The sequence below is a fragment of the Terrabacter sp. P2_E3 genome, assembly GCF_056403915.1.
The window spans coordinates 1-22,632 of the sequence record NZ_JBFUEN010000012.1; the positions used below are offsets into that span (position 1 = coordinate 1).

The following is a 22,632-nucleotide window of genomic DNA, read 5'->3' on the forward strand; positions in this document are numbered from 1 at the left end:
CCTGCTGCGCACGTCACTGTCACCAAGGAGTCAGCCTTGTCGATGGTGAAGGACGCGGTCTTGGAGCTGTCGTAGTGGTTGGCGTCGCCGGCGTAGCTTGCCCGGACGCTGCCGGTCCCGGCGTTGGTGTTGTCGGTGTACTGCGCGGTGGCTGTGCCGGTGACGACGCCGGCGCCGTGAACGGTCGCCGTGCACGGCTGCAGTGCAGCGCCGTTGTACGTGGCAGGGTCGCACGTGATCGTCACCGAGGAGTTAGCCTTGTCGATGGCGAATGTCGTCGAGCCACTGGCCGGGGCGTGAGTCCCGTCACCGGAGAACGACGCCGACGCAGAGGCCGTGCCTGCCGCGGTGTTGTTGCCGTAGGAGACTGGCACGTCCTGGCTGAAACCACCGGCGGATGTCACCGTGGCCGTGCAGGGCGACAGGAGTTGACCGGTGTAGACCTGTGCCGGCTCGCAGGTGATCGAAACATGGCTCGCGGCGCGGACGATCTCGAAGGCTGCGGAGTCGTTGCTGGCCGTGTGGTTGGTGTCGCCGACGTAGCTGAACGTCGCTGTCGCCGTGCCGACAGCCGTGTTGGCGGCGTAGGACGGCGTAGGCGTGAGGTGAAGGCCGCCAGCCCCCGTCACCTCGACGGAACACGGCGTGAGGGGAGAACCGGTCCACGGCGTGCTGCTGGGGCACGTGACGGAGGTGGTGGACGACGCCTTCGTGATGGCGAACGTCGCACTGCCGTTGCTGGACCTTTGGGTCGCGGTGCCGGCGTACGTGGCCGAAGCCGTGACCGTGCCAACGCTGGTGTTGTCAGTCGAGTACGTGACCGGCACGGTCGCGCTGAGGCTGTTCCCGGTGACCGTCGCGGAGCACGGGCTCTTCGCAGTGCCGTCGTAGATGACCGACGCGGGCAAGCAAGTCACCGTAGTGGTCGTCGCGGCAGGAACGATGGAGTAGGTCGACCTGGCCGTCGCAGCGAGGCCTCCGGTGTCGGACGCGCTACAGGTGGCGGTTTGGCTGCCGATGCCTTCGCTCGCGTTGGGCCCGGAGATCGGCGAAAGGTCCGCCGCGAAGCTTCGAGACGGATCTTCCTGGTCGGTGAACGAGCATGCAGCTACGGGCACGCTGCCGAACTCGTAGTCGGCTCCGGCCGAGACGCCCGTGACCGCGACGACGGGAGCCGTGTTGGAGGGTGCCGCGGGTGCGACATTCACGGTGAAGGTGGCGGGAACCAAGTTGAAGGTTCCGTCGGTGTTGTTTGACGTGAGGCCCAAGGAAACCGTGGTGGATCCGACGATCTTGGGTGTAATGGTGAGAACCCGTACTGCACCGCAACTGTCAAAGGTCACGCTGGACGGCGAGACCGCCGCCACTGCTGCGCTGCTCGAGCTCACCGACAACACGAGTGTGCTCGAGGACGTCAGGTTGCAGCCGTTCTTGCCATCCCCGTTGGTCGGGTTGACAACGAGCGTCGTGCTTCCAGTGGCACCGCCAGCGTTGAGCGTCATGACCTCCGCAGTGGAGTCGACCGTCGCGTCGAGAGTGTTGGTGACATCGTCGGCCAGTGCGGCTTGAGCGCCTGCGGCCGTGAGTGTGATTGCTGCCGCTAGGGCAGCAAGAAGTCGGCGTGTTGCCATGGTGGTGGGTCCCTCTCCCCTTTAGAGCGTCGACACCTTCGCCCCCGCGACTCGACGTGAGGCACAAACTAGGTCGGCCCCGACCGATGTGTCTGCGGAATCCCCATTTCCGGGTTCCTTTGGGGCCCATAAGAATTCGCTGTGTCCGAATTAGGCTGGTTTGTCATACGGTGGGGAGACAAAGTCCCCCGAAGTCGCTCCGAAACCCACGCGCAACGACGCCGTCGTTGACGTTCAGTGAGGGACAACTGCCTCAGATCGACGCGGTCTGCTCTCGGTTGCTTCGGTTCACGCACCGATGGCCCACCGGGAACCGTCAGAGCTGTGTGAGGACCTGCTCGCCGATGTGGCGCATCCCGCGCAGGACGGCCCAGACCGTGAGGTGGTCGAGCGTCGTGCCGGGGGAGGGGTCCCAGTTGGCGACCGCGGCCCAGGTGATCGTCCGGTCGGCCGACGTCACAGCTCCGACGTCGGCCCTCACCCCGGCGTCCGTCCCGGTCTTGTTCCAGAACGTCGTCGGCAGGCCCAGCGAGGAGTGGTGGGCGATCGGATCTAGGCCACCTTGCTCGACGAGCGCCGAGCCGACCATCGACTGGTCGACGTTGGCCGAAAGCCACTGGCGCACCAGGCGGTCCGCGTCCGGGCCGGCGGCAGTGCCGGAGGCGAGGCGGGCCATCAACCGGCTCAGCTCGGTTGCGTTGCCTGTCGACAAGGTGGCCGGGTGGTCGGCGCCACGGACGTCTCGAACGCGGTCGTGCAGGGCGGTTGCACGCAGGCCGAGGGAGGTGGCGCGGGCCGCGACCTCGGCGAGCCCGACCCGCCGGAGCAGGACATTGGTCGCGAGGTTGTCGGAGACGGCGCCGACGAGGGCAGCGACGTCGATGAGGGGGAGCGTCTCGACCGAGAGCGTGTGCCAGAGTCCGGAGTCGCCGACCCAGAGGTCGACCGAGCGGGTGAGTGGCTCGTCGGGGGAGAGGTCGCCGGCGGCGATGAGCCGGGCCGTCTCCACGAGGAGCAGGACCTTGCCGACGGACGCCGTGCGCAACGGCACGTCGGCCGCAGCGGAAGCCAACGGCGTACCCAAGCCGTCACGGACGCACACCGACCACGTGACGCCGCCGGCGTCGGGAAGCTCGAGCTCCATGTCAGCCAAGGGTTCCGAGCCACGTGAGGAGGGCGGCGTTCACCTCGTCGGGGGCTTCCTCGGTGAGGAAGTGGCCGGCGCCGGGGACCTTGACATGGCGGTAGTCGCCGGGCACGAAGGCGCCCGACCCGTGGGTGGCGGCGGCGATGACGCAGCCGTCGTCGCTGCCCTGGAGCTGGAGCACCGGCACTCGGATCGCGTGCCGGATGCGGCGCATGAAGAGCGGCCCGTCGGGGCGCACGGCCGACCTGCCGAGCCAGCGGTAGTGCTCGGCGGCGGAGTGGGCCACGAACGGGATCATCATGGCGTCGCCGTAGCGCGAGACGTCCTCGGGCGTCGGGAAGCTGCCGAAGGGTGAGGACCACGAGCGGAGGAGGTCCTCGACGTAGTCGTGCGACTTCGCCATCTCGCGCTCCGGCACGAACGGCTTCTGCAGGCCGGCGATCCACGACGAGGCCCGACGCTGCTTGGCGTTGGACCACATCGCGTGCCGCAGGATCCGCGGGTGTGGCATCGACAGCGACGCGATGGCGCGGGTGACGTCGGGTCGCAGGATCGGCATGCACCACGCGATCCAGCCGCCGAGGCCCTGACCCATGACGACGGCGTCCTTCTCCCCGAGGGCGCGGATGACGCTGGCGGCGTCGAGGGTCGCCATGTAGGTGTCATAGCCCCGCGGGGGCTTGTCGGATCCGCCGTAGCCACGGAGGTCCATGGCGGCGACGCGGTAGCCGGCGTCGGCCAGGGCGACCATCTGGTCGCGCCACACGTACCAGAACTGCGGGAAGCCGTGCAGCATCAGCACCAGCGGGCCGTCGCCCAGCTCGGCGACGTGGAAGCGGGCGCCGTTCGCGGAGACGTAGCGGTGCTCCCACGGACCGTCGATGTTGACGAAGGCAGCGTCGACGGACATGGGTGTGGCTGGTGGTCCCGGGTCAGGCGTCGCGAGACGGGTCAGGCGTGGTCGGCGCGCTCCCGTTGCTCGGCGGCGCGGCGGGAGTGATGGGAGCAGTGGTGTCGGCCGGCACGGTGGCCGGGAGGCCGGGGCGGTCCCACTCGGGGCGCGGGGCCGGCACCGTCGTGCCCGGGTGCTCTACCGCCGACTTGATCGCCTCGACCGTCTCCTGAGCCTCGGCGATGGTCTTCGCCGGGGTGGGTTCGACCGTCTTCATCTTCCTCACGCCGAGCAGGCCGAGGACGGCCGCGACGAGAAGCATGAAGACGGTGACGATGAGGAAACTCGCCCAGCGCGGCAGTCCCAGGGCCTGGATGCCTTCGGCGAGCGTCGTGAAGAGGAAGTAGACCGAGTAGAAGACGATGACGGCCGCTCCGGCGAGCAGGCCGCCGCCAACTCCGGCCTTCTTGACCTGCACCGAGACCTCAGCCTTGGCCAGGGCGATCTCGCTACGGACCAGCGTCGAGATGTCCTGTGTCGCGGACGCGACCAGCTGGCCGAGTGTCCGCTCCTGCCGGGGATCCGTGCTCATCGGCTCACTTCCTCGGTGATCGTCGGTGACTGCGCGGTCGCGCCTACCAGATGCAACCCTACTGCGCAGTCCCTACCCGAACGTGCACGGCAGGCACCATCACGCCCGATCTAGTCGTCCCTCGGTCTCGTAGACGTCCGGCACGCCGTCGTGGTCACGGTCCGCGGTCTCCCGGGCCTCCACGAGCCGGTAGTGCCGGTTGCGCACCCGGAGCACGACGCTCGAGAGCAGCGCGGCGATGACGCTGCCGCAGAGGACGGCGAGCTTGACGTGGTCGTCGCGCTCCGAGCCGTTGCCGAATGCGAGCTCCCCGACGAGCAGGCTGACCGTGAACCCGACGCCCGAGAGCACTGACAGCCCGAGGACGTCGGTCCAGGCCAGGTCTTCGTCGAGCTCGGCTCGGGTGAAGCGGGCGACCGCCCAGGTGCCGCCGAGGACGCCGACCGTCTTGCCGACGACGAGCCCGACGACAACGCCGACTGCGGCTGCGTCACCGAGTGCGGAGCCGAACCCGCCGCCGACGACCGTGACCCCGGCAGCGAAGAACGCGAAGACGGGCACCGCGAAGCCCGCGGAGAACGGACGGATCTTGTGCTCGATGCGCTCCGCGAGCGAGTGGCGGTCGGGGTCGTCCTCCACCTCGCGGTTGACCGGGACGAGGAGCCCGAGCAGGACGCCGGCCACGGTGGCGTGGACGCCGCTGGAGTGGACGAAGACCCAGGCGAGCAGGGCCGGGATCGCGAGGATGAGCGGGTTGGTGATCTTGCGCTTGAGGAGCAGGCGCCACGCGGCCAGGGGGATGATCGCGGCGAGCAGCCAGAGGAAGCTGACCGTGTCGGTGTAGAAGACGGCGATGATCGTGATCGCGATGAGGTCGTCGACGACGGCGAGGGTCAGCAGGAACGAGCGCAGCGCGCTCGGCAGGTGCGTGCCGATGACGGCGAGCACCGCCAGCGCGAAGGCGATGTCGGTGGCCGTCGGGACGGCCCAGCCACGGAGTATGCCGCTGAGCTCGCTCGCGCTGTCGCCCCGGCTCATCAGCGTGGCCGTGACGACGAACAGGATCGCGGGCAGCGCGACGCCGCAGACCGCGGCTGCGATGGGCAGTGCCGCCTTGCGTCGGTCCGACAGATCGCCCGCGACGAACTCGCGCTTGAGCTCGATGCCGGCGACGAGGAAGAAGACGGCGAGCAGCCCGTCGGCCGCCCACGTCCCCAGCGACAGGTCAAGGTGCAGCGCATGCGGGCCGATGACGGTGTCACGCAGGGCGGCGTAACCGTCGCGCCACGGCGAGTTCGCCCAGACGAGGGCGGCCACGGCTGCGGCGAGGAGGATCGCGCCGCCGACCGTCTCCGCGCGCAGGAGGTCGGCGACGTAGCGGGCCTCACGCCAGCTGCCTCGGCCGAGCAGCCGGTTGCCGGCGCTGTCTCGAGGGGGTGTCGGCGGGGTCGTGGTGGGGTCGTGGTCGCTCACCTGGGGTCCCTTCGGGGGATGGGTCATGGGACGCCGACCAGACTTCCCGGCACACCATGGCCACTCGCGTCGTCGCCGTGAGCCGCCTCGATTCTAGCGAGGCGGCGACCGCCGGCCCGGGAGGCCTTACGGGAGGCGTCCGGGAGCCGGAGGTGGCGGCGTGGCATGCAGAGGTCCGAAGGTGGCCGGGCGGCCGGCGCCGCAGGACGGAACGCGCTGCGCCACGGTCAAATCGGACTAATTAGACATCGGTGGATTCGGCCGGTTGGCAGCCGTAGATTATGGCTCGGGAGGGGGGCTCCCACATGGGTGAGTGTTATGGGGGTTTGACGATGAACGACAAGCCAGCGGGTTGGTACTACGTCGGCGATGGCACGTTGCGCTACCGCGACGACTACGGGTGGACCGAGTACTACATGGACACCAAGGACCCGCGCGCCCAGGACTGGCCGCCGCCGAAGCCCAAGACGCTGCTCCAGCAGCTGCGTGAGGACGAGGCTGCGCGGTCGATGGCCGCCGCCCACCGTGGCTCTCGGGTGACCACGCTCTTCCGGCGGCGCAAGGCAGCGCACTGAGCGTCCGCGTGACGGTTCGCGCCTCTGTGCCGTCACGATTCTCCGCATTCTCCTGCGCGCCGCAGTACCTCTGGGAAATACTCCACCGCTGAGGGGCTGAATATCCCTCTACAGGGAGATTCAGGGGGACGAATGCGTATCTGCATCGTTGGGGGTTGCGGCCATGTGGGTCTGCCCTTGGGGCTGGTGCTCGCGGCCGCGGACTGTGACGTCGTGGCGCTGGACACTGACGCCGAGGCGGTCGCCCGGGTCAACTCGGGAGTCATGCCCTTCCAGGAGGAGGGCGCTGACGACACCCTCCTCGCGGTTCGCGCCGCCGGCCGGTTCTCTGCGACGACGAATGCTCGCGCCATCGCCGACGTGGACGTCGTCGTCGTCGTGATCGGCACGCCGGTCGACGACCACCTCAACCCCGACCCCAACGCGGTCGTCGGTGCCATCGAGGAGTGCCTGCCCTACCTGAACGACGATCAGCTCGTCATGCTGCGCAGCACGATCTATCCGGGGGTGACGAGGTCGGTCGGTCGCATGCTCGAGGAACGCGGCGTGAAGGCGCCGGTCGTCTTCTGCCCCGAGCGCATCCTCGAGGGGCATGCGCTCCGCGAGCTGCGCACCCTGCCGCAGATCGTGGGCGCCATGTCGCTCGAGGGCGCTGAGCGAGCCACTGCCGTCTTCGACCACCTCGACGTCCAGTGCATGATCGTGACGCCGGAGGAGGCCGAGCTCGCCAAGCTCTTCACCAACACCTGGCGCTATATCAAGTTCGCGGCAGCCAACCAGTTCTGGGAGATGGCCAACGACGCCGGTCTCGACTTCGCACGGATTCGCGAGGCCATCACGTTCGACTATCCCCGCGCTGCTGATCTCCCCGGCCCGGGATTTGCCGCTGGTCCGTGTCTCTTCAAGGACGCCATGCAGCTGTCCGCCTTTGCCAAGAACACCTTTGCGCTCGGCCATTCGGCCATGCTCGTGAACGAGGGCATGCCCCTCTACGTGGTGGACCGACTTGCCGCGCGGTTCGACCTCGAGAACATGACCGTCGGCATCCTCGGAATGGCTTTCAAGGCAGGGTCCGACGACTCACGTTCGAGCCTGTCCTACAAGCTCAAGCGCACCCTGCGCTTCAGGGCCAAGCGAGTGCTCACGAGCGACCCGTACGTCACGAGCGATCTGGCGCTCAGCCCGCTCGACGTCGTCCTCGACCAGGCCGACATCCTCGTAATCGGCGCTCCCCACCCGGAGTACAAGGCGCTCTTCACCGACAAGCCTGTCGTCGATGTCTGGGACCTGCAGGGGAACGGAACCCTCGTATGACGGCTCCTCGAGCCACGATCGTCCTGCCTGCCTACAACGAACACGAGTCCATCGTCACGGCCCTCCGACGTATCGACGACACAGTCTCGCTGTCCCACGAGATCCTCGTCGTGGTCGACTCCGAGTCCGACACGACCATCGCGGCGGCCCGCGAAGAAGTCAGCCGTATGCCGCATGCCCGGGTCGTCGTGCAGGACTACGGCCGTGGACCCGCCAACGCCATCCGCTACGGCGTCGACCAGGCGCAGGCGCCATGCGTGGTCGTGACCATGGCTGACGGCTCTGACGACGTCCGCGTCATCGACGACCTGGTGCGCCTCGTGGAGCGGGGCTTCGTCGTCGCGTCCGCATCGCGCTACATGCCGGGTGGAGCACAGAGGGGCGGACCTGTCGGCAAGCGGCTCATGTCGGAGACCGCAGGGCGGAGTCTCAACCTGCTGGCACGCGTCGGCACGCGCGACGTGACGAACGCCTTCAAGGCATACGACACGGCCTTCGTCCGGGAAGTCGGGATCGACTCACGATCAGGCTTCGAGATCGCGATCGAGCTGGTGTCCAAGGCTCGTCGGGCACGACGGCCGGTGGCGGAGATCCCGACGATCTGGCTGGACCGGGAGGTCGGGGCGTCGAACTTCAAGATCCGGGCTTGGCTGCCGAAGTACCTCTACTGGTATGCCTTTGCCTTCGGTCCGGCTGTCCCGCAGGAGAGCGTGCGCGCTCGGGTCAGCTCCAACGTGAGAGGTTCACGATGAAGGTTTTGGTCACGGGGTCCGCCGGCTTCATCGGCGGCTACGTCGTGCAGGAGCTGCTCAAGCAGGGCTGGGACGTCGTGGGTATCGACAACTACTCGAAGTACGGTCCGGTCCGACACTCCTACGACGACCACGAGCGCTACTCCTTCGTCGAAGGAGACGTGCAGGACACGGACCTGATGCGTCGACTCATGGGCGACGTAGACCACGTCATCGCGGGAGCGGCCCTCATCGGCGGCATCACGTACTTCCACAAGTACGCCTACGACCTCCTCGCCCAGAACGAACGGATCATCGCGTCGACGTGCGACGCGGCCATCTCCGTCCGACGTGAGGGCGCGCCGCTGCAAAAGGTCACCTACCTGTCGTCGTCGATGGTCTTCGAGTCGACGGACCGTTGGCCCTCGGCTGAGGGCGACCAGCGACTCGTCCCGCCCCCGCGGTCGAGCTACGGCTTCCAGAAGCTCGCCGTCGAGTACTTTGCGCAGGCCGCCTGGGACCAGTACGAGCTGCCCTTCACCATCCTGCGGCCCTTCAACTGCGTCGGCATCGGTGAGCGCCGTGCCCTCGCTGACCTCGAGGTGTGGTCGGGCAACGTCCCGCTGGCCATGAGCCACGTCGTCCCTGACCTCGTGCAGAAGGTCATCAAGGGGCAGGACCCCCTCCACATCCTCGGCGACGGCAGGCAGGTTCGGCACTACACCTACGGCGGCGACCTCGCGCGTGGCATCGTCGCAGCGGTCGGCGACCCTAAGGCGACCAACGAGGACTTCAACCTCTCGACCGCGGCCGGGACAACTGTGACCGAGCTGGCCCAGGAGATTTGGACCAAGGTGAACGGTGAGCGACCGATGACGCTGGTGCATGACGTGGCGTTCGAGCACGACGTCCAGAAGCGTGTGCCCTGCGTCGACAAGGCGAAGCAGGTCCTGGGGTTCGAGGCGACGACCACCCTCAGCGACATGCTCGACGAGACCATTCCATGGATCCGCTCGGCCGTGGCGTCTGGGATCCTCTAACAGGACGGCACAACGGACTCCGACTACCTCAAGGCCACCTGCGAGGCCCGCTTCTCAGACGCTGAACTGTCCGACGAGCAGATTGGGGTCTGCTGCACGGATAGGTGACATCTGATCTGCGTCGATGTGTGTCGGCGCTGGAATGATCCTGATCGCGCATAGGTCTCAGGATGAGTTAGGGGACCGGCGCCCCATCAGGACGTAGCGCGCTCGAGACTGAAGAACGCCGGATCGGCGGTGGGCGTCGCTCTCCAGCCGGGCGGCAGGTAGGACGCTGGGTTCAGGGAGATGTCACAGCGTACGAGGAGGGCATAACGCGGCATCTCCGTAGCTGGCGGCTTGGCATCCTGCGAAGTGTCGACGACCATGAACCCTTTCCGGTCGGCCGCGTAGAGCAGGCTGGGATCCCAGGTGCAGCCGATGACGAGGACGTTCGCGTCGGGGGCGGTGCGCGCGGCGAGGGCCTGTGCTAGCTCAGGCACCGCGTTGGCTCGGGCGAACTGGCCGAACTCCTGTGGACCCGGGCTCACCGCCGCAGCACCTAGCGCAAGGAGTGCGGCAAGGAGGGCCACGGCTCGATTCGGACTCGCACTGTTGTAACGAAGGCGTTCGGCGACCGCTTCTAGCCCAAGGGCCATGAGAGCGACAAGTGCTGGAAAGACTGCCACCCAGTAATAGGAGTGGACGATGTAGAGGTTGAAAAGGATGGCTGGTCCGCTGGCGACCGTGAGAAGCAGGCCCGCCCGGTGCCAGGCAGAGCCCACGCCGAAGAGTAGGCCGACCAGAGCGATCGCGACTCCCAGTCCCAGAGGTCCGCCGACCTCGAGGAAAGCGTGGGATGCAAGCTCTCGGTTTGCGGTTAGAGACAGTCGGCTGGCGACGGTGCCGAAGTTCCACTCGACGAGTTCTCCGCTTGTGAGCCACCGGGTTGCCGGGTTGTAGGTCTTGACCGCGTCCGCGTACCGGCTCCACCCGACCGCGAGGCACAGGCCGAGACCCGGGCCGATGATGGCAGCAGTGGCAGCCCGGGTGACGCCCTGACGAGTACGCACGACGGCGAGCGTGGCACCGACTAGGAGCAGAGACCAAGGCACCAAGGTCGTGACCTTGACGAGCGCGCAGGCCCACGCGGCCGCAGAGCCCGAGAGTAGGGGGACAGGGCCACCCCGGCGCAGGTAGGTGTCGACGGCCAGCACCATGCCGAGCCCGAACGCAACTGCGCTGAACTCGATCAGCGCGGCCGCCCCCCAGGCAAGGGCAAACGGCAACACCTGCATGAGCGCGAGGGCGACATGGGCTGCTCGTGTGGAGTGCCAGCGACGAACCAAGACCCACAGCAGCAGCGCCGCGAGCTGAAACGACATCAGTCCCACCAGTCGGGTGGACATGTCTACGGTCAGGCCGGTGTGTGTGAGGAGCGCGGCCACGGCCTGGAACAACGGGAGCTCGAAGGGGACGTCTGCCCCTGGGCCGAACACGGGCAGGGGAGTGGTGAGTAGGTCGACGCCGTGCCGGCCGTACTCGCGGACGACCATCGCGGTCTGTGTCTGTCGGAACGAATGTGACTCGTAGAGAAGGTGCCCCAGCTGGGGTATCCGGATCGCCGTTCCAAAGGCGATGATGCCGATGACCAAGAGCTGGTCGCGCCGCTCGACCGCTGGGAACGCTGGTGCGTTGCTCATGTTTCCGTTCCTGGGTTGGCGTTCTGCTTCGCAGAAAATACAAGATCCACACCGCGAAGGTGGTGAAGGCTCACCTGCCGCACAAGGGCAGCACTTGTTCGCGGATGCTGCGCGTGACCGTCAGTGATAGAGGTCGGCTCGCGTGAGTCTGTCAGTGCGGCGTAGTGAGGGCGCGCATCCTCAGTGCACTCGCGCTGCCAATCCTGGTGGCTCGGGTCGCGCCGCTCGACCCCGCCATGCACGCCTTCGGGCTCGCTCTCTTGAAATGGGCTCCGCAACGAGGCAGTCGCACGCCGACTGGCGTTCTGAACCGTCATCGCCGCCCAGAGGTTGGTCTATCTGTGTTGGTCGGCCACCCGTGTTTCTCCGTTCCACGGACGGAAGTGCAATCGCGCGGCATCCTGTGGCAATGCGATCGACAGGGGCACCTGGGGGGACGGCGGGTTGGTTAGGTCTGGAGTCCCGGGACAACGCACTTAATGCGGTCCGGCTCGGGCTAGCAACTCTGGTCATCCTTGGTCACTCGTGGGATCTTGCCGTTGGGCGAACTATGACCTACGTCCCAAGCTTCGCGGTTGATGGCTTCTTTGCGGTCTCGGGGTACCTCATCACTCAGAGCCGACTCCGATTGACGTTCGGATCGTTTGTGTGGCGACGGGCACTTCGCATCTTCCCCGGCCTGTGGGTCTGCCTGATCGTGACAGCGTTCGTGATTGCACCGTTGTCAACGCTATCTACGGGGAAGTCGTTCGACATTGGGGATGGTGTGGCCTACGTCATTCGTAATCTGGCGCTCAACCATGGCGGTTGGGCCATCGGGGATACGCTCGCCTCAGCGCCGATGCCGGACCAGTGGAACGGCTCGCTGTGGACCCTTGGTTACGAGTTTGGCTGCTATGTGATCGTCGGGATGGTTCTGGCCTTGGCGTGGTTCAGAGCTCGTGCGATGGCTTTGGTGCTGGCCGGGCTGACCGCGATGGCCGTACTCCGATTTGGCTTCGGTATCGAAACCCTTGGTGTCGCGCCGGTCCGTCTTGGCTCCTTCTTTGCCGCAGGCGCGCTACTTCGACTCGCAGGTGACCGCGTTCCATTCTCTGGTCGAATCGCAGCCCTCTGCATGCTCGCTGTGCCGTTGGTCTACTTCGCGGGCGCCTCTTGGTATCTGGCGATCGCCCCATTGGCGCTGGCCTATCTCCTTTTGTGGTTGGCATGCGATCTGCCGATCAGGTTCGGATCGGTCAACGACGTCTCGTACGGGATGTACGTGTACGCCTTCCCGGTGCAGCAACTTCTCGTCGCCGTAGGTGTAAGTCAGGTTGGTGTGCCGCTACTCGCCATCTGCGCTGTCGGTCTCTCGGCAACCTTGGCATGGCTATCTTGGCGGCTCGTCGAAAAACCCGCCCTGGGGTTGCGACGGACAGCGCCGATGTCGAGCTTGCAGGGGGTCCGTCAATCGCTCCGCGGGCGGGCTCGTGTCCTCGGTCCAGATTGATCATGGAGTCACGCATCTCCGCCTGGTTCTCCTCTAGTAGGTCCGGACGCTCAGCCGACCGTGATTTCTCGGCCATTGGCCCGCCAACCGAGATGCGCGCTCCTCGGCTCGCAGGTCGGAGCGGTCGGCAGTTCCGGCATCCGGCCTACTCCAAGACCCCCGCATAAAGATGGGCCAGACCTGGTCGGCGTGTCACGAACAGTTCTGTTCCCGGTATCGGTCGCCGCTGAGTGGGCCGCCGCGACAGAAGTTTCTGATTTCGCGGACGTAGCGGACACGGCAAGGCATGCTGGGCGGCGGTGGACGCCGACTAGGGGAGCGTCTCCGGCTCTGGGGAGGGCACATGACGGCACAGGCGGACAGCGGGGTGGAGGTCCTTGTCGTGCGACCTGCTGCCATGAGGCCGGTCGACCGGCTGGCGGCTCTTGGCCGGCGGGCTCTCGCCGACAAGCGCGTGAAGTTCGTCCTTACCGGCGCGCTCAACACCGCCTTTGGCTTCGGGTGCTTCGTGGCCTACCAGTACCTCGTCGGTGTGCGTTTCGGCTACATGTGGACGCTCGTCCTCGCGCACATCACAACGGTCCTCTTCGCGTTCATGACGCACCGACGTCTCGTCTTCCAGGTGTCGGGGTCGGTGCTGCGCGACCTCTGGCGCTTCGAGTCGGTCTACCTCGTGGCACTCGGCATCAATGCAGTCCTGCTGCCCCTCGCCGTCGAGGTCGCGGGGCTGCCGGTTCTCGTCGCCCAGGCCGGCATCACGACGCTCAACGCGTTCGTCAGCTGGTTGGGTCACAGCCGCTTCAGCTTCCACCGCAACGAGGTCGCAGCGTGAGTGCGGAGCTGCCACGGCCCCTGGTCTCCGTCGTCGTCCCGACGTACAACAACGCCGCGTTCGTCCGCGATACGATGCGCTCGATCCTGTCGCAGACGTTCGCCGACTTCGAGCTCATCGTCAGTGACCACTCGAGCACCGACGGCACGTGGGAGTTGCTCCATCCTTTCGCGTCCGACCCCCGCGTCCATCTCCTGCAGATGCCGCGCACGGACCATCCGCATGACAACTGGGACAACGCCACCCGAGCGGCAACCGGCAGATACCTGAAGCTCGTCTGCGGTGACGACCTCCTCGCGCCGGAGTGCCTCGAGCGGCAGGTGGCCGCGATGCAGTCACACCCCCGCGCGGTCATGGTCGCTTCCCGGCGGGACGTCGTCACGGCCAGGGGTGACATGGTGCTGCGGTCCTGGGGGCTGCCCAGGATGCTGGGCGAGCTCTCCGGACGGGCAGCAGTGCGACAGGCCGTGCAGTCGGGCACCAACACGTTCGGGGAACCTGCCTGCGTCCTCCTGTGCCGGTCCAGCCTCGAAGCGGTCGGGGGCTGGGACGGCACCCACTCGTACGTCCTCGACCAGCACACGTACTCCAAGGTGCTCATGCGAGGCACCTTCGTGGGTTTGGAGGAGCCGCTCGCGTCGTTCCGGCTGAGCGACAGCCAGTGGAGCCACGCGTTGGCCCGCAACCAGTACCGTCAGGTCGTGGCCTTCCACCGTGACCTCGCCGCCTCGTGTCCCGACCTGCTGTCTCGGACGGATCTCGCTCGAGGGCGCGCGAAGGCGAAAGCTCTTGCGTACGCCCGAAGGCTCGCCTACTTCTCGCTGGCCCGTGAGTTGCGTACGCCCCTGGCTCCGATCGAGCTACAGGTGTCGCCCCAGCCGGCTTCCGTCCCGGTCGCGGGCCTGGGCGCCGAATGAGCGGAGACACCGCAGCGCGTGACTACGCAGACCGGCTCGAGCATGCGCAGCGGGTGTGGTGGAAGCGTGTCATCCCCGTGCAACTGCCTTACCAGCTCCACCTGCGACGCCAGCGCCTCGGTCGCACCCTTGAGGTCGGATGTGGCATCGGTAGGAATCTCCGCACGCTCGGCCCGGGCTCGGTCGGGGTCGACCACAACGAGGCCGCTGTGGCGTATGCGCGGGGGCTGGGCTTCGATGCCATGACCGTCGACGCGTTCATGGCGAGCGACAAGGCCTCGCTCGAGGGCTACGACTCCATCCTGCTCGCGCACGTCGTAGAGCACATGGAACGGTCTGACGCCGAGGGCCTGCTTCGGAAGTACCTTCCGTATCTGAGGCCGGGCGGCACCGTCTTCTTCATCTGTCCGCAGGAACGGGGCTATGCCTCGGACCCGACACACGTGTGGTTCGCCAGCGGGTCTGAGCTCGTCGACCTGGCCAGAGCCGTGGGGCTGAAGCCCGAGCGGTCGTGGAGCTTCCCGTTCCCGCGGCGCGCCGGCAAGTTCTTCATCTACAACGAGTTCTGCGTCAGGGCCGTGAGGGCCTGACGGGCTTGGGCCCTACGGCACCTGCACGAGCTCTCGAGACACGATGAGGCAGTAGCGGATCCACCACCACTGAGCCGCGACGCCTATGACGGCGAACGCGATGGCAACTGCGATTCGCTGGCGCGGCCGGTCTTCAGGGACGCCAGCGCGAACCAGAGGCCAGAAGACGGGGATCGCGAGCAGGTAGTAGCGGACGGCGCTCCAGTTCCAGTCGACGACAGCCAGCACGTAGACGATGTAGGCGATCGTCCATGCCCGCAGCATCGGCTCCTGCTGACCAACGGTGAAGAGCCATAGCAGCAGCAGAGCCCAAAGAGCTGCGATGACGGCGGCGGTGACGAAGCCACCCGGCACGTCGCTGTTCCGCTCCAGGAAGCGCGCGATCGGGGTCGCCCTCAACTCAGGGTTCCACGCCTGCTGCGTCAGGAAGTAGGCGCGGGGTTCTCCCGTGACGAAACCGACGATGATCGGCCAGATGACCCCGACGAGCCCGGCCCACACCGCCAGAAGGGCGAGTGGGAGAGCCCGTCGCCGCGACAGCGCCCCCTGCCGCCAGAGGAGGTACGCGTAGAGCACGAGGGCAGGTGCAAACGCCACGGCAACCCCGCGCGTGAGCCCGAGAAGCAGGAGAGCGAGAGCCGCCCACCAGAAGCGCTCGCGGGTCACGCACGTGATCACCGTGAGGACGAACGTGAGGGCCAGACCCTCCGTGTAGCTGATCTGCATCACGGGTGCGCAGATGAAGGTGCTCATCGCCAGCACAGCGATGATGCCCCCGAGTCGGCCGTGTCGGCGAGCCACGAGTCGGTAGAGCAGGAGCATCGCCACGGCGCCCGCGGTGAGCGAGACAGCCACCGAAGCGATGGGAAAGTCGAGCCGAGTCACGAACATGACACCGCGCACGACAAATGGATACAGCGGGAAGAACGCCCACGGGTTCTGTTCGACATTGCCAGACGCATCGGTCGGAAGTTCCGACGGGTAGCCGTGTGCGGCTATCTCCCAATACCACTGTCCGTCCCATCGGGTCACTGCCGTCAGGTAGCCGGGCGGCGCCGTGCCCGCGTCGGTGCCGAAGTGGCGCCCACCCAGCCCGACGAACTCCTCGAGCGTGAGCGATGAGTTGCTGGCTATCGCGATCATGGCCACGTTAATCAGGCGGGTCGTCAGGTAGATGGCGAGCGGCCAGAGCCACCAACGGCCCACGAAGGCCGTTGCTGCTGCGTCGGAGAACGGGACCGAGCGACCGGTTGACTCGCTCGCGGAGCGCGGAAGCCGGTCGCCGACTTGCTGTCGAGCCATCTGGTGGGTCCCCGTTCGTGGCCTGGTCTGCGGCCGGAGCGCCGTTGGGGCACTCGCGGCGTCACGATATCGCGACGAATCGGACGTCGTCGTTCCTTTGGACGATTGGTGAGTCGGCTGGGTGACTCGGGGGCCCGAACGAGCCAGGAAGTGACGAATCGGACCTTTCGGAAATGCCCTTCGGAAGGTGACCCGACAGCCCTAGGGTCGGCCTCGGGGAGGCGGCGGGCGAGGGGCCAGGGTCGCGGTGGTCGTGGGCGGGCGCTCACGGGTTGGGGGAGTCATGAACGCTGGACCAAGTGCGCACCTGCGCTCGTTGACGAGTCTGCGCTTCGCCGCAGCCCTGCTTGTCGTGGTCTTCCATCTGTCATTGGTTGCACCCGGGCTGGGGGGTGTCGGACGTCTTGCGGCCGCCGGCTACGTCGGCGTCACCTTCTTCTTCGTGCTGAGCGGATTCGTGCTGACGTATTCGTGGGACATCGACGCCACCGCATCGCGCTTCTATCGACGGCGGTTCGCTCGCATCTACCCCGTGCATCTGCTCTTCATCGCACTCGCGATGGTGCCGTGGAGTCCGCCGCCAAACTGGGGTGCCCTCCCTGCGAATCTCGCCCTGCTGCAGGCATGGTCGCCGGACGATCCCGTTGCGCGGTCCTTCTCTGGAGTCTCGTGGTCGCTGTCGTGTGAGCTCTTCTTCTACGCGACCTTCCCGTTGCTCGTGCGGTTGATCTGGCGCTGGGTCCGTCGTCCGCTCGTGGTCGGTGCAGTGTCCATCGCCGTCGCGCTCGCCGTTGGCGTCACGATGCAGCGTCACGACCCCGAGTTGGGTGCGTGGCTCTTTCACCTTCCCGCTTTCCGGATGGTCGAGTTCGTCGCGGGATCGCTGGCTGCCATGGCCATGACGCGTGGCTGGGTGCCGCGGCTGCGAGTGCGGTGGGCCGGCGTCTTCGTCGTCGTCTCCTACCTCAGCGTGCTCGTACTCCCCGTCGCCATCGGCTACCGCTTCGAGGATCGGTGGGCGTTGTCACTCGCGATGGTCCCGAGCCTCGTGATGCTCATCGCGGTCAACGCCCATGTTGACCTCGTCGGTGCTCCGTCACCGCTGAAGAGCCGGACTCTGGTGAGTCTCGGGCAGTGGTCCTTCTGCATCTACATGGCGCACCCGCTAGTCATGGGGTTCACCCAGCCGCTGCTCGTCTCCGCGGGAGTGTTCGGGTCGCTGCTCGGCTGCGCGCTGGTCATGCTCGCCGTCGTCGGCGTCTCATTCGTGCTCCACGTCGTCGTCGAGCGCCCCCTCGAGCGACGACTGCGTGGTGCGGCTGATGTGCGCACCTCCGGCGCCACCGAGACCGAAGGCGTCGGGGAGTCCGTGCCGCTGGTCAGCCGGCCTTCGGTGATCGCGACCAACTAGTCGCGACGCAGAAGCACGTACGCGCCGACAACCTGACGGGCGGTGAAGCCGTTGGCCACCGCCGCTCGTGCCTGTGGTGACGCGGGTGGAGCGACGACGACGTCCGCCCGGGCGAAACCGCGCGCTCCACCTGTCGCGTCGCCGTCCATGAAGGCGAGGTATGCCGTCTGGTCGGCGTGGTCGAACGCGTCGAGCGGGTTGCTCACCCACACCAAGGCTCCCGCTGCGGCCATGGACTCGGCGAGTGGCTCGGAGACGAGCACCACGCCCCCGCGCGTGGCGGCAGCGAGCTTTGACGCCTCTGCATCGGCAGCGTGGAAGGTCGGAGCTCGGGCCGCGAGCAGGCCGGCAACCACCATCATGCCGGCGACGCAGGCCGCTGCGGGCGCCAAGTTGGCCCTGCGTGCCGGTGCCTCCTCTGGGCGCCGGTGCCGGGTCATCAGCGCCAGGGCTGCGGGGACGGCCAGGAACAGCAGAAGCCAGATGCCGTGGCGTGCGGCGACGAGGGTCGCCCCAGCTAAGCCAAGCGAAGCGGCATACTCCCAGAGTGGTCGACGGTGACGAAACGTCATGTACGCCAAGCAGATCGCCGCCACCAGCAGCATGAGGTCGAACGGGTTGGACAGGCTGAGCCGGCTCCACATCCCGGAGTCGTCATTGGTGGCGGCACCGCCGAAGACACCGAGGTAGTAGTGCGGAGCCTGGAGTAGGCCGGGGTTGAGACAGGAAGCTGCGAGCGAGGCGAGTCCCACACCGACCGCCGTCCAAGGATCGAAGCGGAGGCGCGAGAAGGCCAGGTAGCAGCCGAGGACCGCGACGCCGACCAGTACTGCGCCGTGAAGGTTTCCCCACAGGGCGATGAGTGGGACGGTCGCCCAGATGAGCCTCGACGGGCGATCGTGCTCCAACCGCAGCAGGACGACCAACGCGGCATAGGGCACCAGCGACAACAGTTGTGCACGCGCGATGAGCAACGGTGCGGCGCCACCGACCAGGACAAGGAGCAGCATCGATACGAGGCCGATCACGTGCGCACCGCGACGCCGGGCGGACGAGACGAGGATCCAGAGGGTCCACACAACTGCGACGACCTGTGCCGCGACGACGCCGAGGCTGCCTGCGACATGGATGAACGAGAAGAGCACCTGCCCGAGTGCCGTCGTGTTGACCCAACCCTGCGAGGGCGCAGCGGCGAACGGCACGCCTGCCGGAATCTGGCGATCGGCGCGGATCGTGTCACCGAGAGCGCTCAGCCACAGGGCATCGGAACCGACCACGGACAGCCATGCGATCACGCACCCGACCAAACCCAAGGCGACAACGACGAGCGTAGGCGTGGGGGCGGCTTTGCCTGTGCCTGCATGGCGTTCAACCGCGGATGTCCTGGTCATCGCGACCCGACTCGGCTCAACAGTGACGGTCGAAGGTCCGCAAAGGCGATGGCGGCAGAACCCAGCAATAGCCCAATCGCGCAATAGAGGTAGGCGTAGGCGAAAAGGAGCTGGCCGGCGGTCAGAGGTCCGGTCTCTGGTACGGCCCACATTGGGGCCACGTAGAACGCGAGTGCAATGCTCGCGGCGACCACGAGGCGACGCGAGTGGACCAGGGCTCCGAGTGTCGGAACTACCCAGACCCAGTGATGGGTCCACGAGATGGGAGAGAGTAAGAGTGTCGCGCCCGCCAGGCTGAGCGCCACACCGGTCCAGTAGCCGCGGCGCTGGTGAAGGACTGCGGCGGAGAAGGCCACCGCGGCAGCCGCTGCGATCGCGACCCAGAGGACCCACCCGGGTGCTGCCGGTGCCACGCGCGACACGAACGACCGCACGGACTGGTTCACAGGGGAGAAGGCCAAATCGCCGAAACGATCGAACTTGTCGAAGCCTCCCAACCAGTACCTCTGCGAGGAGCCTGACGCTGCAAGCCAGCCCACGGCGAGAGTTGCCGTGCCAGTGGTGATCGCGAGGACGGTTCCACGCCAGTCGCGGCGAAGGACGAGATAGAGGACGAAGACCGCGGGCGTGAGCTTGATCCCTGCCGCGAGCCCGATCAGGACACCCCGGAAGCGCGCCGGCATGAGATAGAGATCAGCGAGTACGAGCCCCATGAGAATGATGCCGATCTGGCCGAGGACCAGAGTACGGACGACAGGCTCGAGGGCCAGACCTGCTGCCCCGAGCAGGATCGTCGTGGTCCAGCGAGCACCGAGGGCCCGCCGGATGGCAACGAGGCTCACGACGTAGGCGACGAGGGTCGCCATGGTGAAGACGACCTTCGACACGGATAGCCCGACGATGCCGAGTGGCACGAACGCGACGGCGGCGAACGGAGGGTAGTTGAAGGCGAGGACGCCTGGTCTTGGCGCATAGACGTCGACACCCTCGAGAACTGACACACCGCCGTAGTAGAAGTCGGTGAGATCAACGAAATTCCATGTGGCAGAGGCGCTCCAGCGGATATAGAGGGCCGCGGCCACGACCATCCAGCCGACGACGACCTCGGAACCGGGCGGTGGCCGCAGGCGGCGTTTGGCTGCGATGAGCGTGCCCTGGGCCGCCATACATACTCTCCACTTCTGGTCGATCAAATCCGACTGCACGTGTCCAGAACGGGGTTCTCGGACCCCCGATCGGGCGGGTGCAGGATGTCTCCAACCGTGCCATCTCTCCCTGTCCGAAAGGCGCAGATTGGGAAGGTGTTGTGAAGTTCAAGCATTTTCAAGACACGCTGTCGGCGCCCGCCTACTCTTCCGATCAGCGGGGGGCACATTCGGGTGGCCCTGCATCACTGGGAGGAACCCTTCACCATGACCAAGATTGCTGCCAAGGTCCAGACGCTGCTCAACAAGGAGCGCGGCGCGACCGCCGTCGAGTACGGCCTGATGGTTGCCCTGATCGCTGTCGTGATCATCGCTGCTGTCTCCCTGCTCGGCAACAACCTGTCGACGACGTTCAACAACGTGGCCGCCAAGGTCTGAGCATCGACCGCGGGTGCGAGGCCGGGGGTACGGCTTCGCACCCGTGACTCGCTCGTGGAGGGGTCCTACGAGCTCCAACTCACACAGTTCGGGCGTAGTGCCTCATCACCAGGGAGAGAATCGAATGATCAAGCTTGCTGCCAAGATCCAGAGCCGACTCGCTTCCGAGCGCGGCGCGACCGCCGTCGAGTACGGCCTCATGGTCGCCCTGATCGCCGTCGTGATCATCGCCGCCGTCTCGCTGCTCGGCAACAACCTGTCGACGACGTTCAACAACGTCGCAGCGCAGGTCTGACACTTCGTACGACGTCCACGCCGGGGGGCCACGGACGAAACCGCACAACTTTGGGGAGGGCGATCTGGCATGGCCAGAACTGAGCGCGGCGCATCGGCCGTGGAGTTCGCGATCGTCCTCCCTGTGCTGTTTCTCATCATCGCCGGGATCGTCGATTTCGGCCGGGCGTACTTCTACCAGATCCAGCTAGCGAACGCCGCTCGAGAGGGCGTGCGCGCTGCCGTGGTAGGCACGCTGTCGACCACTCAGATCGAAGACCGGGCCAAGGCCGCCGTCGGCGGCATCCCCGTGGCGGACCTCAGCTTTCCCGGGATGGTCACGTGTGGCACCACCAACGCCTCGGTGACCGCGCAGGCAAGCTTCCAGTGGCTGGTCATGGGGCCGGCCATCAAAATTATGGGCGGCACCTGGGGCGCAGGCAACGTCCTCTCATCGACGGCGGTGATGAAATGCGGCGGCTGATCGGGATATGGGCCGGACGACGGGATCGGGGCGCCACCGCGGTGGTGGCTGCTCTTGTCGTCACGTTCATCGCGCTGCCGGCTCTGGCCCTGAGCGCGGACATCGGCAACATCATGTTCGAGCGTCGCCAGCTTCAGAACGGGTCGGACGCGACATCCATGGCACTCGCCCAGATGTGTGCCAACGACGCCACGACGTGCAACGCGACGACGAGTGTCACCTCGTTGAACACGCTCGCCAGCGCCAATGCGATTGACAATGCCTCGCAGCTCAACACGGCGATCGGGACGAACGGCCAGTGCGCGAGGCCCCCGACAGGTGTCACCTTCACCGGCATGCCTGCATGCGCCTCGTCCTCTGCTACTGCAGCCCAACAGACTGCTGCACTGAACAATCTGGGTCTCTGCCCTCCGCTGAGCGACTACTACGTCTCGGGTGTAGGTAAGGATCTGGGATACGTCGAGACCTACGTCCAGACGAAGTCGAGTGCCTCTGACAACACCCTCCTGCCGGGCATCTTCTCCCAGGCCGTCACCGGCGGAACCAAGGACACCGCCTGTTCCCGCGCTGCCTGGGGTCCGGGCGGCCCGGCCTCGCTCACCGTTCTGCCACTGGCGATGTCGGAGTGCGACTGGGCCACTCAGGTTGGCTATCCCGGTGCAACCAACTATCCATCCGGCCCATCCGGCACGTGGCCCGGCTATTCCAACTCGGACGCGCGACCGGACTGGCCGACAAGCGAGAACGCGATCTACTCCAAGGGCAACGACACGACGTGCGACACGTCCAGCCCTGGAGGTACAGCTCCGGGCGGTTTCGCGTGGCTCGACGGAATGATCACCTCGTGCACCGGTGTCGTCAGCGACACCACGTGGATCCATGGCGACACAGGCGCCGACGGCTGCGACACCTCGGTGTTCAACCCGCTGCGGGGCACCGTCATCTACGTGCCGGTCTTCGACTGCAAGGCGGCCAGCAACCTGGGTCGTGAGCCGATCTCGACCGACCCGTGCAACGCCGGTAGCGGCAGCAACACGTGGTACCACATCTCCGGCTTCGCGGCCTTCTACCTCAGCGGTTGGCGCCTGACGAAGGGCGACCAGAACAGCATCAGGCCGCCGAATGCGCTCTGCGGCACGAGCAACTCGGAGCGATGCCTGTCCGGCTGGTTCCTCAAGGACCTCATCCCGGCCGGCGACTTCGTGACTCCCACAACGACCAACCCGAACTACGGCATCACCATCGTGAAGCCGGCTGGATGACGCACACCGCAACACCAT

At 66.6% G+C, this 22,632-nt stretch carries 22 protein-coding genes; 13 read left to right on the forward strand and 9 right to left on the reverse strand.

The window, feature by feature from the left end:
• The 5 genes from AC1DW8_RS16475 to nhaA all read right to left on the reverse strand — a co-directional run.
• Positions 1-1,631: hypothetical protein (locus tag AC1DW8_RS16475; protein ID WP_478095207.1), on the reverse strand; the 1,631-nt coding region annotated here is incomplete at its 3' end.
• Positions 1,632-1,947: 316 nt separating this feature from the next.
• On the reverse strand, positions 1,948-2,775 hold the full coding sequence (locus tag AC1DW8_RS16480; protein WP_478095208.1) for a serine hydrolase: 828 nt from the start codon (positions 2,773-2,775) through the stop codon (positions 1,948-1,950).
• A gap of 1 nt (position 2,776) precedes the next feature.
• Entirely contained in the window at positions 2,777-3,688 is a 912-nt protein-coding gene (locus AC1DW8_RS16485; RefSeq protein ID WP_478095209.1) for an alpha/beta fold hydrolase, read from the reverse strand.
• Between the two features lie 22 nt (positions 3,689-3,710).
• Positions 3,711-4,262 (reverse strand): phage holin family protein, encoded by a 552-nt coding sequence (locus AC1DW8_RS16490; protein WP_056773985.1) that lies wholly within the window; start codon positions 4,260-4,262, stop codon positions 3,711-3,713.
• A 99-nt stretch (positions 4,263-4,361) separates the two neighbouring features.
• Positions 4,362-5,735, reverse strand: a complete 1,374-nt coding sequence (gene nhaA / locus AC1DW8_RS16495; protein WP_478095210.1) for a Na+/H+ antiporter NhaA — start codon at positions 5,733-5,735, stop codon at positions 4,362-4,364.
• Between the two features lie 332 nt (positions 5,736-6,067).
• Here nhaA and AC1DW8_RS16500 point away from each other — a divergent pair, with 332 nt between their 5' ends.
• From AC1DW8_RS16500 to AC1DW8_RS16515, 4 genes are all read left to right on the forward strand, one after another.
• Positions 6,068-6,310, forward strand: coding sequence for a hypothetical protein (locus tag AC1DW8_RS16500; RefSeq protein WP_056773980.1), 243 nt, complete (start codon positions 6,068-6,070; stop codon positions 6,308-6,310).
• A gap of 132 nt (positions 6,311-6,442) precedes the next feature.
• On the forward strand, positions 6,443-7,624 hold the full coding sequence (locus AC1DW8_RS16505) for a nucleotide sugar dehydrogenase (RefSeq protein ID WP_056773976.1): 1,182 nt from the start codon (positions 6,443-6,445) through the stop codon (positions 7,622-7,624).
• A complete protein-coding gene (locus tag AC1DW8_RS16510; protein ID WP_478095211.1) occupies positions 7,621-8,376 on the forward strand; it encodes a glycosyltransferase family 2 protein in 756 nt (251 codons plus the stop codon). Before AC1DW8_RS16505 ends, AC1DW8_RS16510 begins: the two co-directional genes overlap by 4 nt.
• Positions 8,373-9,395 carry an NAD-dependent epimerase/dehydratase family protein gene (locus tag AC1DW8_RS16515; protein ID WP_478095212.1) on the forward strand — a complete coding sequence of 341 codons (1,023 nt, stop codon included), beginning with the start codon at positions 8,373-8,375 and terminating at the stop codon, positions 9,393-9,395. Before AC1DW8_RS16510 ends, AC1DW8_RS16515 begins: the two co-directional genes overlap by 4 nt.
• 194 nt (positions 9,396-9,589) lie before the next feature.
• Here the strand turns inward: AC1DW8_RS16515 and AC1DW8_RS16520 are convergent, their stop codons facing one another.
• A complete protein-coding gene (locus AC1DW8_RS16520; protein WP_478095213.1) occupies positions 9,590-11,077 on the reverse strand; it encodes a hypothetical protein in 1,488 nt (495 codons plus the stop codon).
• Between the two features lie 409 nt (positions 11,078-11,486).
• Here AC1DW8_RS16520 and AC1DW8_RS16525 point away from each other — a divergent pair, with 409 nt between their 5' ends.
• The 4 genes from AC1DW8_RS16525 to AC1DW8_RS16540 all read left to right on the forward strand — a co-directional run bounded on the left by AC1DW8_RS16525 (position 11,487) and on the right by AC1DW8_RS16540 (position 14,908).
• Complete coding sequence (locus AC1DW8_RS16525) at positions 11,487-12,569, forward strand: acyltransferase family protein (protein ID WP_478095214.1); 1,083 nt, start codon at positions 11,487-11,489, stop codon at positions 12,567-12,569.
• 343 nt (positions 12,570-12,912) lie between these two features.
• Positions 12,913-13,401 carry a GtrA family protein gene (locus tag AC1DW8_RS16530; protein ID WP_200959133.1) on the forward strand — a complete coding sequence of 163 codons (489 nt, stop codon included), beginning with the start codon at positions 12,913-12,915 and terminating at the stop codon, positions 13,399-13,401.
• Entirely contained in the window at positions 13,398-14,318 is a 921-nt protein-coding gene (locus tag AC1DW8_RS16535; RefSeq protein WP_478095215.1) for a glycosyltransferase, read from the forward strand. Before AC1DW8_RS16530 ends, AC1DW8_RS16535 begins: the two co-directional genes overlap by 4 nt.
• Entirely contained in the window at positions 14,315-14,908 is a 594-nt protein-coding gene (locus AC1DW8_RS16540) for a class I SAM-dependent methyltransferase (RefSeq protein ID WP_478095216.1), read from the forward strand. Before AC1DW8_RS16535 ends, AC1DW8_RS16540 begins: the two co-directional genes overlap by 4 nt.
• Before the next feature lie 12 nt (positions 14,909-14,920).
• Here AC1DW8_RS16540 and AC1DW8_RS16545 read toward each other — a convergent pair whose 3' ends face one another.
• Positions 14,921-16,210 carry a hypothetical protein gene (locus AC1DW8_RS16545; protein ID WP_478095217.1) on the reverse strand — a complete coding sequence of 430 codons (1,290 nt, stop codon included), beginning with the start codon at positions 16,208-16,210 and terminating at the stop codon, positions 14,921-14,923.
• Positions 16,211-16,493: 283 nt separating this feature from the next.
• Between AC1DW8_RS16545 and AC1DW8_RS16550 the strand changes: the two genes are divergently transcribed.
• A complete protein-coding gene (locus tag AC1DW8_RS16550) occupies positions 16,494-17,621 on the forward strand; it encodes an acyltransferase family protein (protein ID WP_478095218.1) in 1,128 nt (375 codons plus the stop codon).
• Here AC1DW8_RS16550 and AC1DW8_RS16555 read toward each other — a convergent pair.
• Both AC1DW8_RS16555 and AC1DW8_RS16560 read right to left on the reverse strand, forming a co-directional pair.
• Positions 17,618-18,916 (reverse strand): hypothetical protein, encoded by a 1,299-nt coding sequence (locus AC1DW8_RS16555; RefSeq protein ID WP_478095219.1) that lies wholly within the window; start codon positions 18,914-18,916, stop codon positions 17,618-17,620. The two genes, AC1DW8_RS16550 and AC1DW8_RS16555, sit on opposite strands and share 4 nt — an antisense overlap.
• Positions 18,917-19,008: 92 nt before the next feature.
• Positions 19,009-20,178 (reverse strand): glycosyltransferase 87 family protein, encoded by a 1,170-nt coding sequence (locus AC1DW8_RS16560; protein WP_478095220.1) that lies wholly within the window; start codon positions 20,176-20,178, stop codon positions 19,009-19,011.
• A gap of 246 nt (positions 20,179-20,424) precedes the next feature.
• Here AC1DW8_RS16560 and AC1DW8_RS16565 point away from each other — a divergent pair, with 246 nt between their 5' ends.
• From AC1DW8_RS16565 to AC1DW8_RS16580, 4 genes are all read left to right on the forward strand, one after another.
• Positions 20,425-20,595, forward strand: a complete 171-nt coding sequence (locus AC1DW8_RS16565) for a Flp family type IVb pilin (protein WP_020145236.1) — start codon at positions 20,425-20,427, stop codon at positions 20,593-20,595.
• A gap of 124 nt (positions 20,596-20,719) precedes the next feature.
• Positions 20,720-20,890, forward strand: a complete 171-nt coding sequence (locus AC1DW8_RS16570) for a Flp family type IVb pilin (protein ID WP_056773941.1) — start codon at positions 20,720-20,722, stop codon at positions 20,888-20,890.
• A gap of 69 nt (positions 20,891-20,959) precedes the next feature.
• Complete coding sequence (locus tag AC1DW8_RS16575; protein WP_056773938.1) at positions 20,960-21,352, forward strand: TadE/TadG family type IV pilus assembly protein; 393 nt, start codon at positions 20,960-20,962, stop codon at positions 21,350-21,352.
• Entirely contained in the window at positions 21,340-22,614 is a 1,275-nt protein-coding gene (locus AC1DW8_RS16580; protein WP_156415494.1) for a Tad domain-containing protein, read from the forward strand. Before AC1DW8_RS16575 ends, AC1DW8_RS16580 begins: the two co-directional genes overlap by 13 nt.
• Positions 22,615-22,632: the final 18 nt, after the last annotated feature.

Excerpts from the sequence above, each read along its gene's own strand:
- AC1DW8_RS16575 (WP_056773938.1), top strand. The coding sequence starts at position 20,960 with ATGGCCAGAACTGAGCGCGGCGCATCGGCCGTGGAGTTCGCGATCGTC.
- AC1DW8_RS16520 (WP_478095213.1), bottom strand. The coding sequence starts at position 11,077 with ATGAGCAACGCACCAGCGTTCCCAGCGGTCGAGCGGCGCGACCAGCTC.
- AC1DW8_RS16530 (WP_200959133.1), top strand. The coding sequence starts at position 12,913 with ATGACGGCACAGGCGGACAGCGGGGTGGAGGTCCTTGTCGTGCGACCT.
- AC1DW8_RS16500 (WP_056773980.1), top strand. The coding sequence starts at position 6,068 with ATGAACGACAAGCCAGCGGGTTGGTACTACGTCGGCGATGGCACGTTG.
- AC1DW8_RS16580 (WP_156415494.1), top strand. The coding sequence starts at position 21,340 with ATGCGGCGGCTGATCGGGATATGGGCCGGACGACGGGATCGGGGCGCC.
- AC1DW8_RS16510 (WP_478095211.1), top strand. The coding sequence starts at position 7,621 with ATGACGGCTCCTCGAGCCACGATCGTCCTGCCTGCCTACAACGAACAC.
- AC1DW8_RS16525 (WP_478095214.1), top strand. The coding sequence starts at position 11,487 with ATGCGATCGACAGGGGCACCTGGGGGGACGGCGGGTTGGTTAGGTCTG.
- AC1DW8_RS16485 (WP_478095209.1), bottom strand. The coding sequence starts at position 3,688 with ATGTCCGTCGACGCTGCCTTCGTCAACATCGACGGTCCGTGGGAGCAC.
- AC1DW8_RS16480 (WP_478095208.1), bottom strand. The coding sequence starts at position 2,775 with ATGGAGCTCGAGCTTCCCGACGCCGGCGGCGTCACGTGGTCGGTGTGC.
- AC1DW8_RS16545 (WP_478095217.1), bottom strand. The coding sequence starts at position 16,210 with ATGGCTCGACAGCAAGTCGGCGACCGGCTTCCGCGCTCCGCGAGCGAG.
- AC1DW8_RS16490 (WP_056773985.1), bottom strand. The coding sequence starts at position 4,262 with ATGAGCACGGATCCCCGGCAGGAGCGGACACTCGGCCAGCTGGTCGCG.
- AC1DW8_RS16560 (WP_478095220.1), bottom strand. The coding sequence starts at position 20,178 with ATGGCGGCCCAGGGCACGCTCATCGCAGCCAAACGCCGCCTGCGGCCA.
- AC1DW8_RS16565 (WP_020145236.1), top strand. The coding sequence starts at position 20,425 with ATGACCAAGATTGCTGCCAAGGTCCAGACGCTGCTCAACAAGGAGCGC.
- AC1DW8_RS16540 (WP_478095216.1), top strand. The coding sequence starts at position 14,315 with ATGAGCGGAGACACCGCAGCGCGTGACTACGCAGACCGGCTCGAGCAT.
- AC1DW8_RS16550 (WP_478095218.1), top strand. The coding sequence starts at position 16,494 with ATGAACGCTGGACCAAGTGCGCACCTGCGCTCGTTGACGAGTCTGCGC.
- AC1DW8_RS16505 (WP_056773976.1), top strand. The coding sequence starts at position 6,443 with ATGCGTATCTGCATCGTTGGGGGTTGCGGCCATGTGGGTCTGCCCTTG.
- AC1DW8_RS16570 (WP_056773941.1), top strand. The coding sequence starts at position 20,720 with ATGATCAAGCTTGCTGCCAAGATCCAGAGCCGACTCGCTTCCGAGCGC.
- AC1DW8_RS16515 (WP_478095212.1), top strand. The coding sequence starts at position 8,373 with ATGAAGGTTTTGGTCACGGGGTCCGCCGGCTTCATCGGCGGCTACGTC.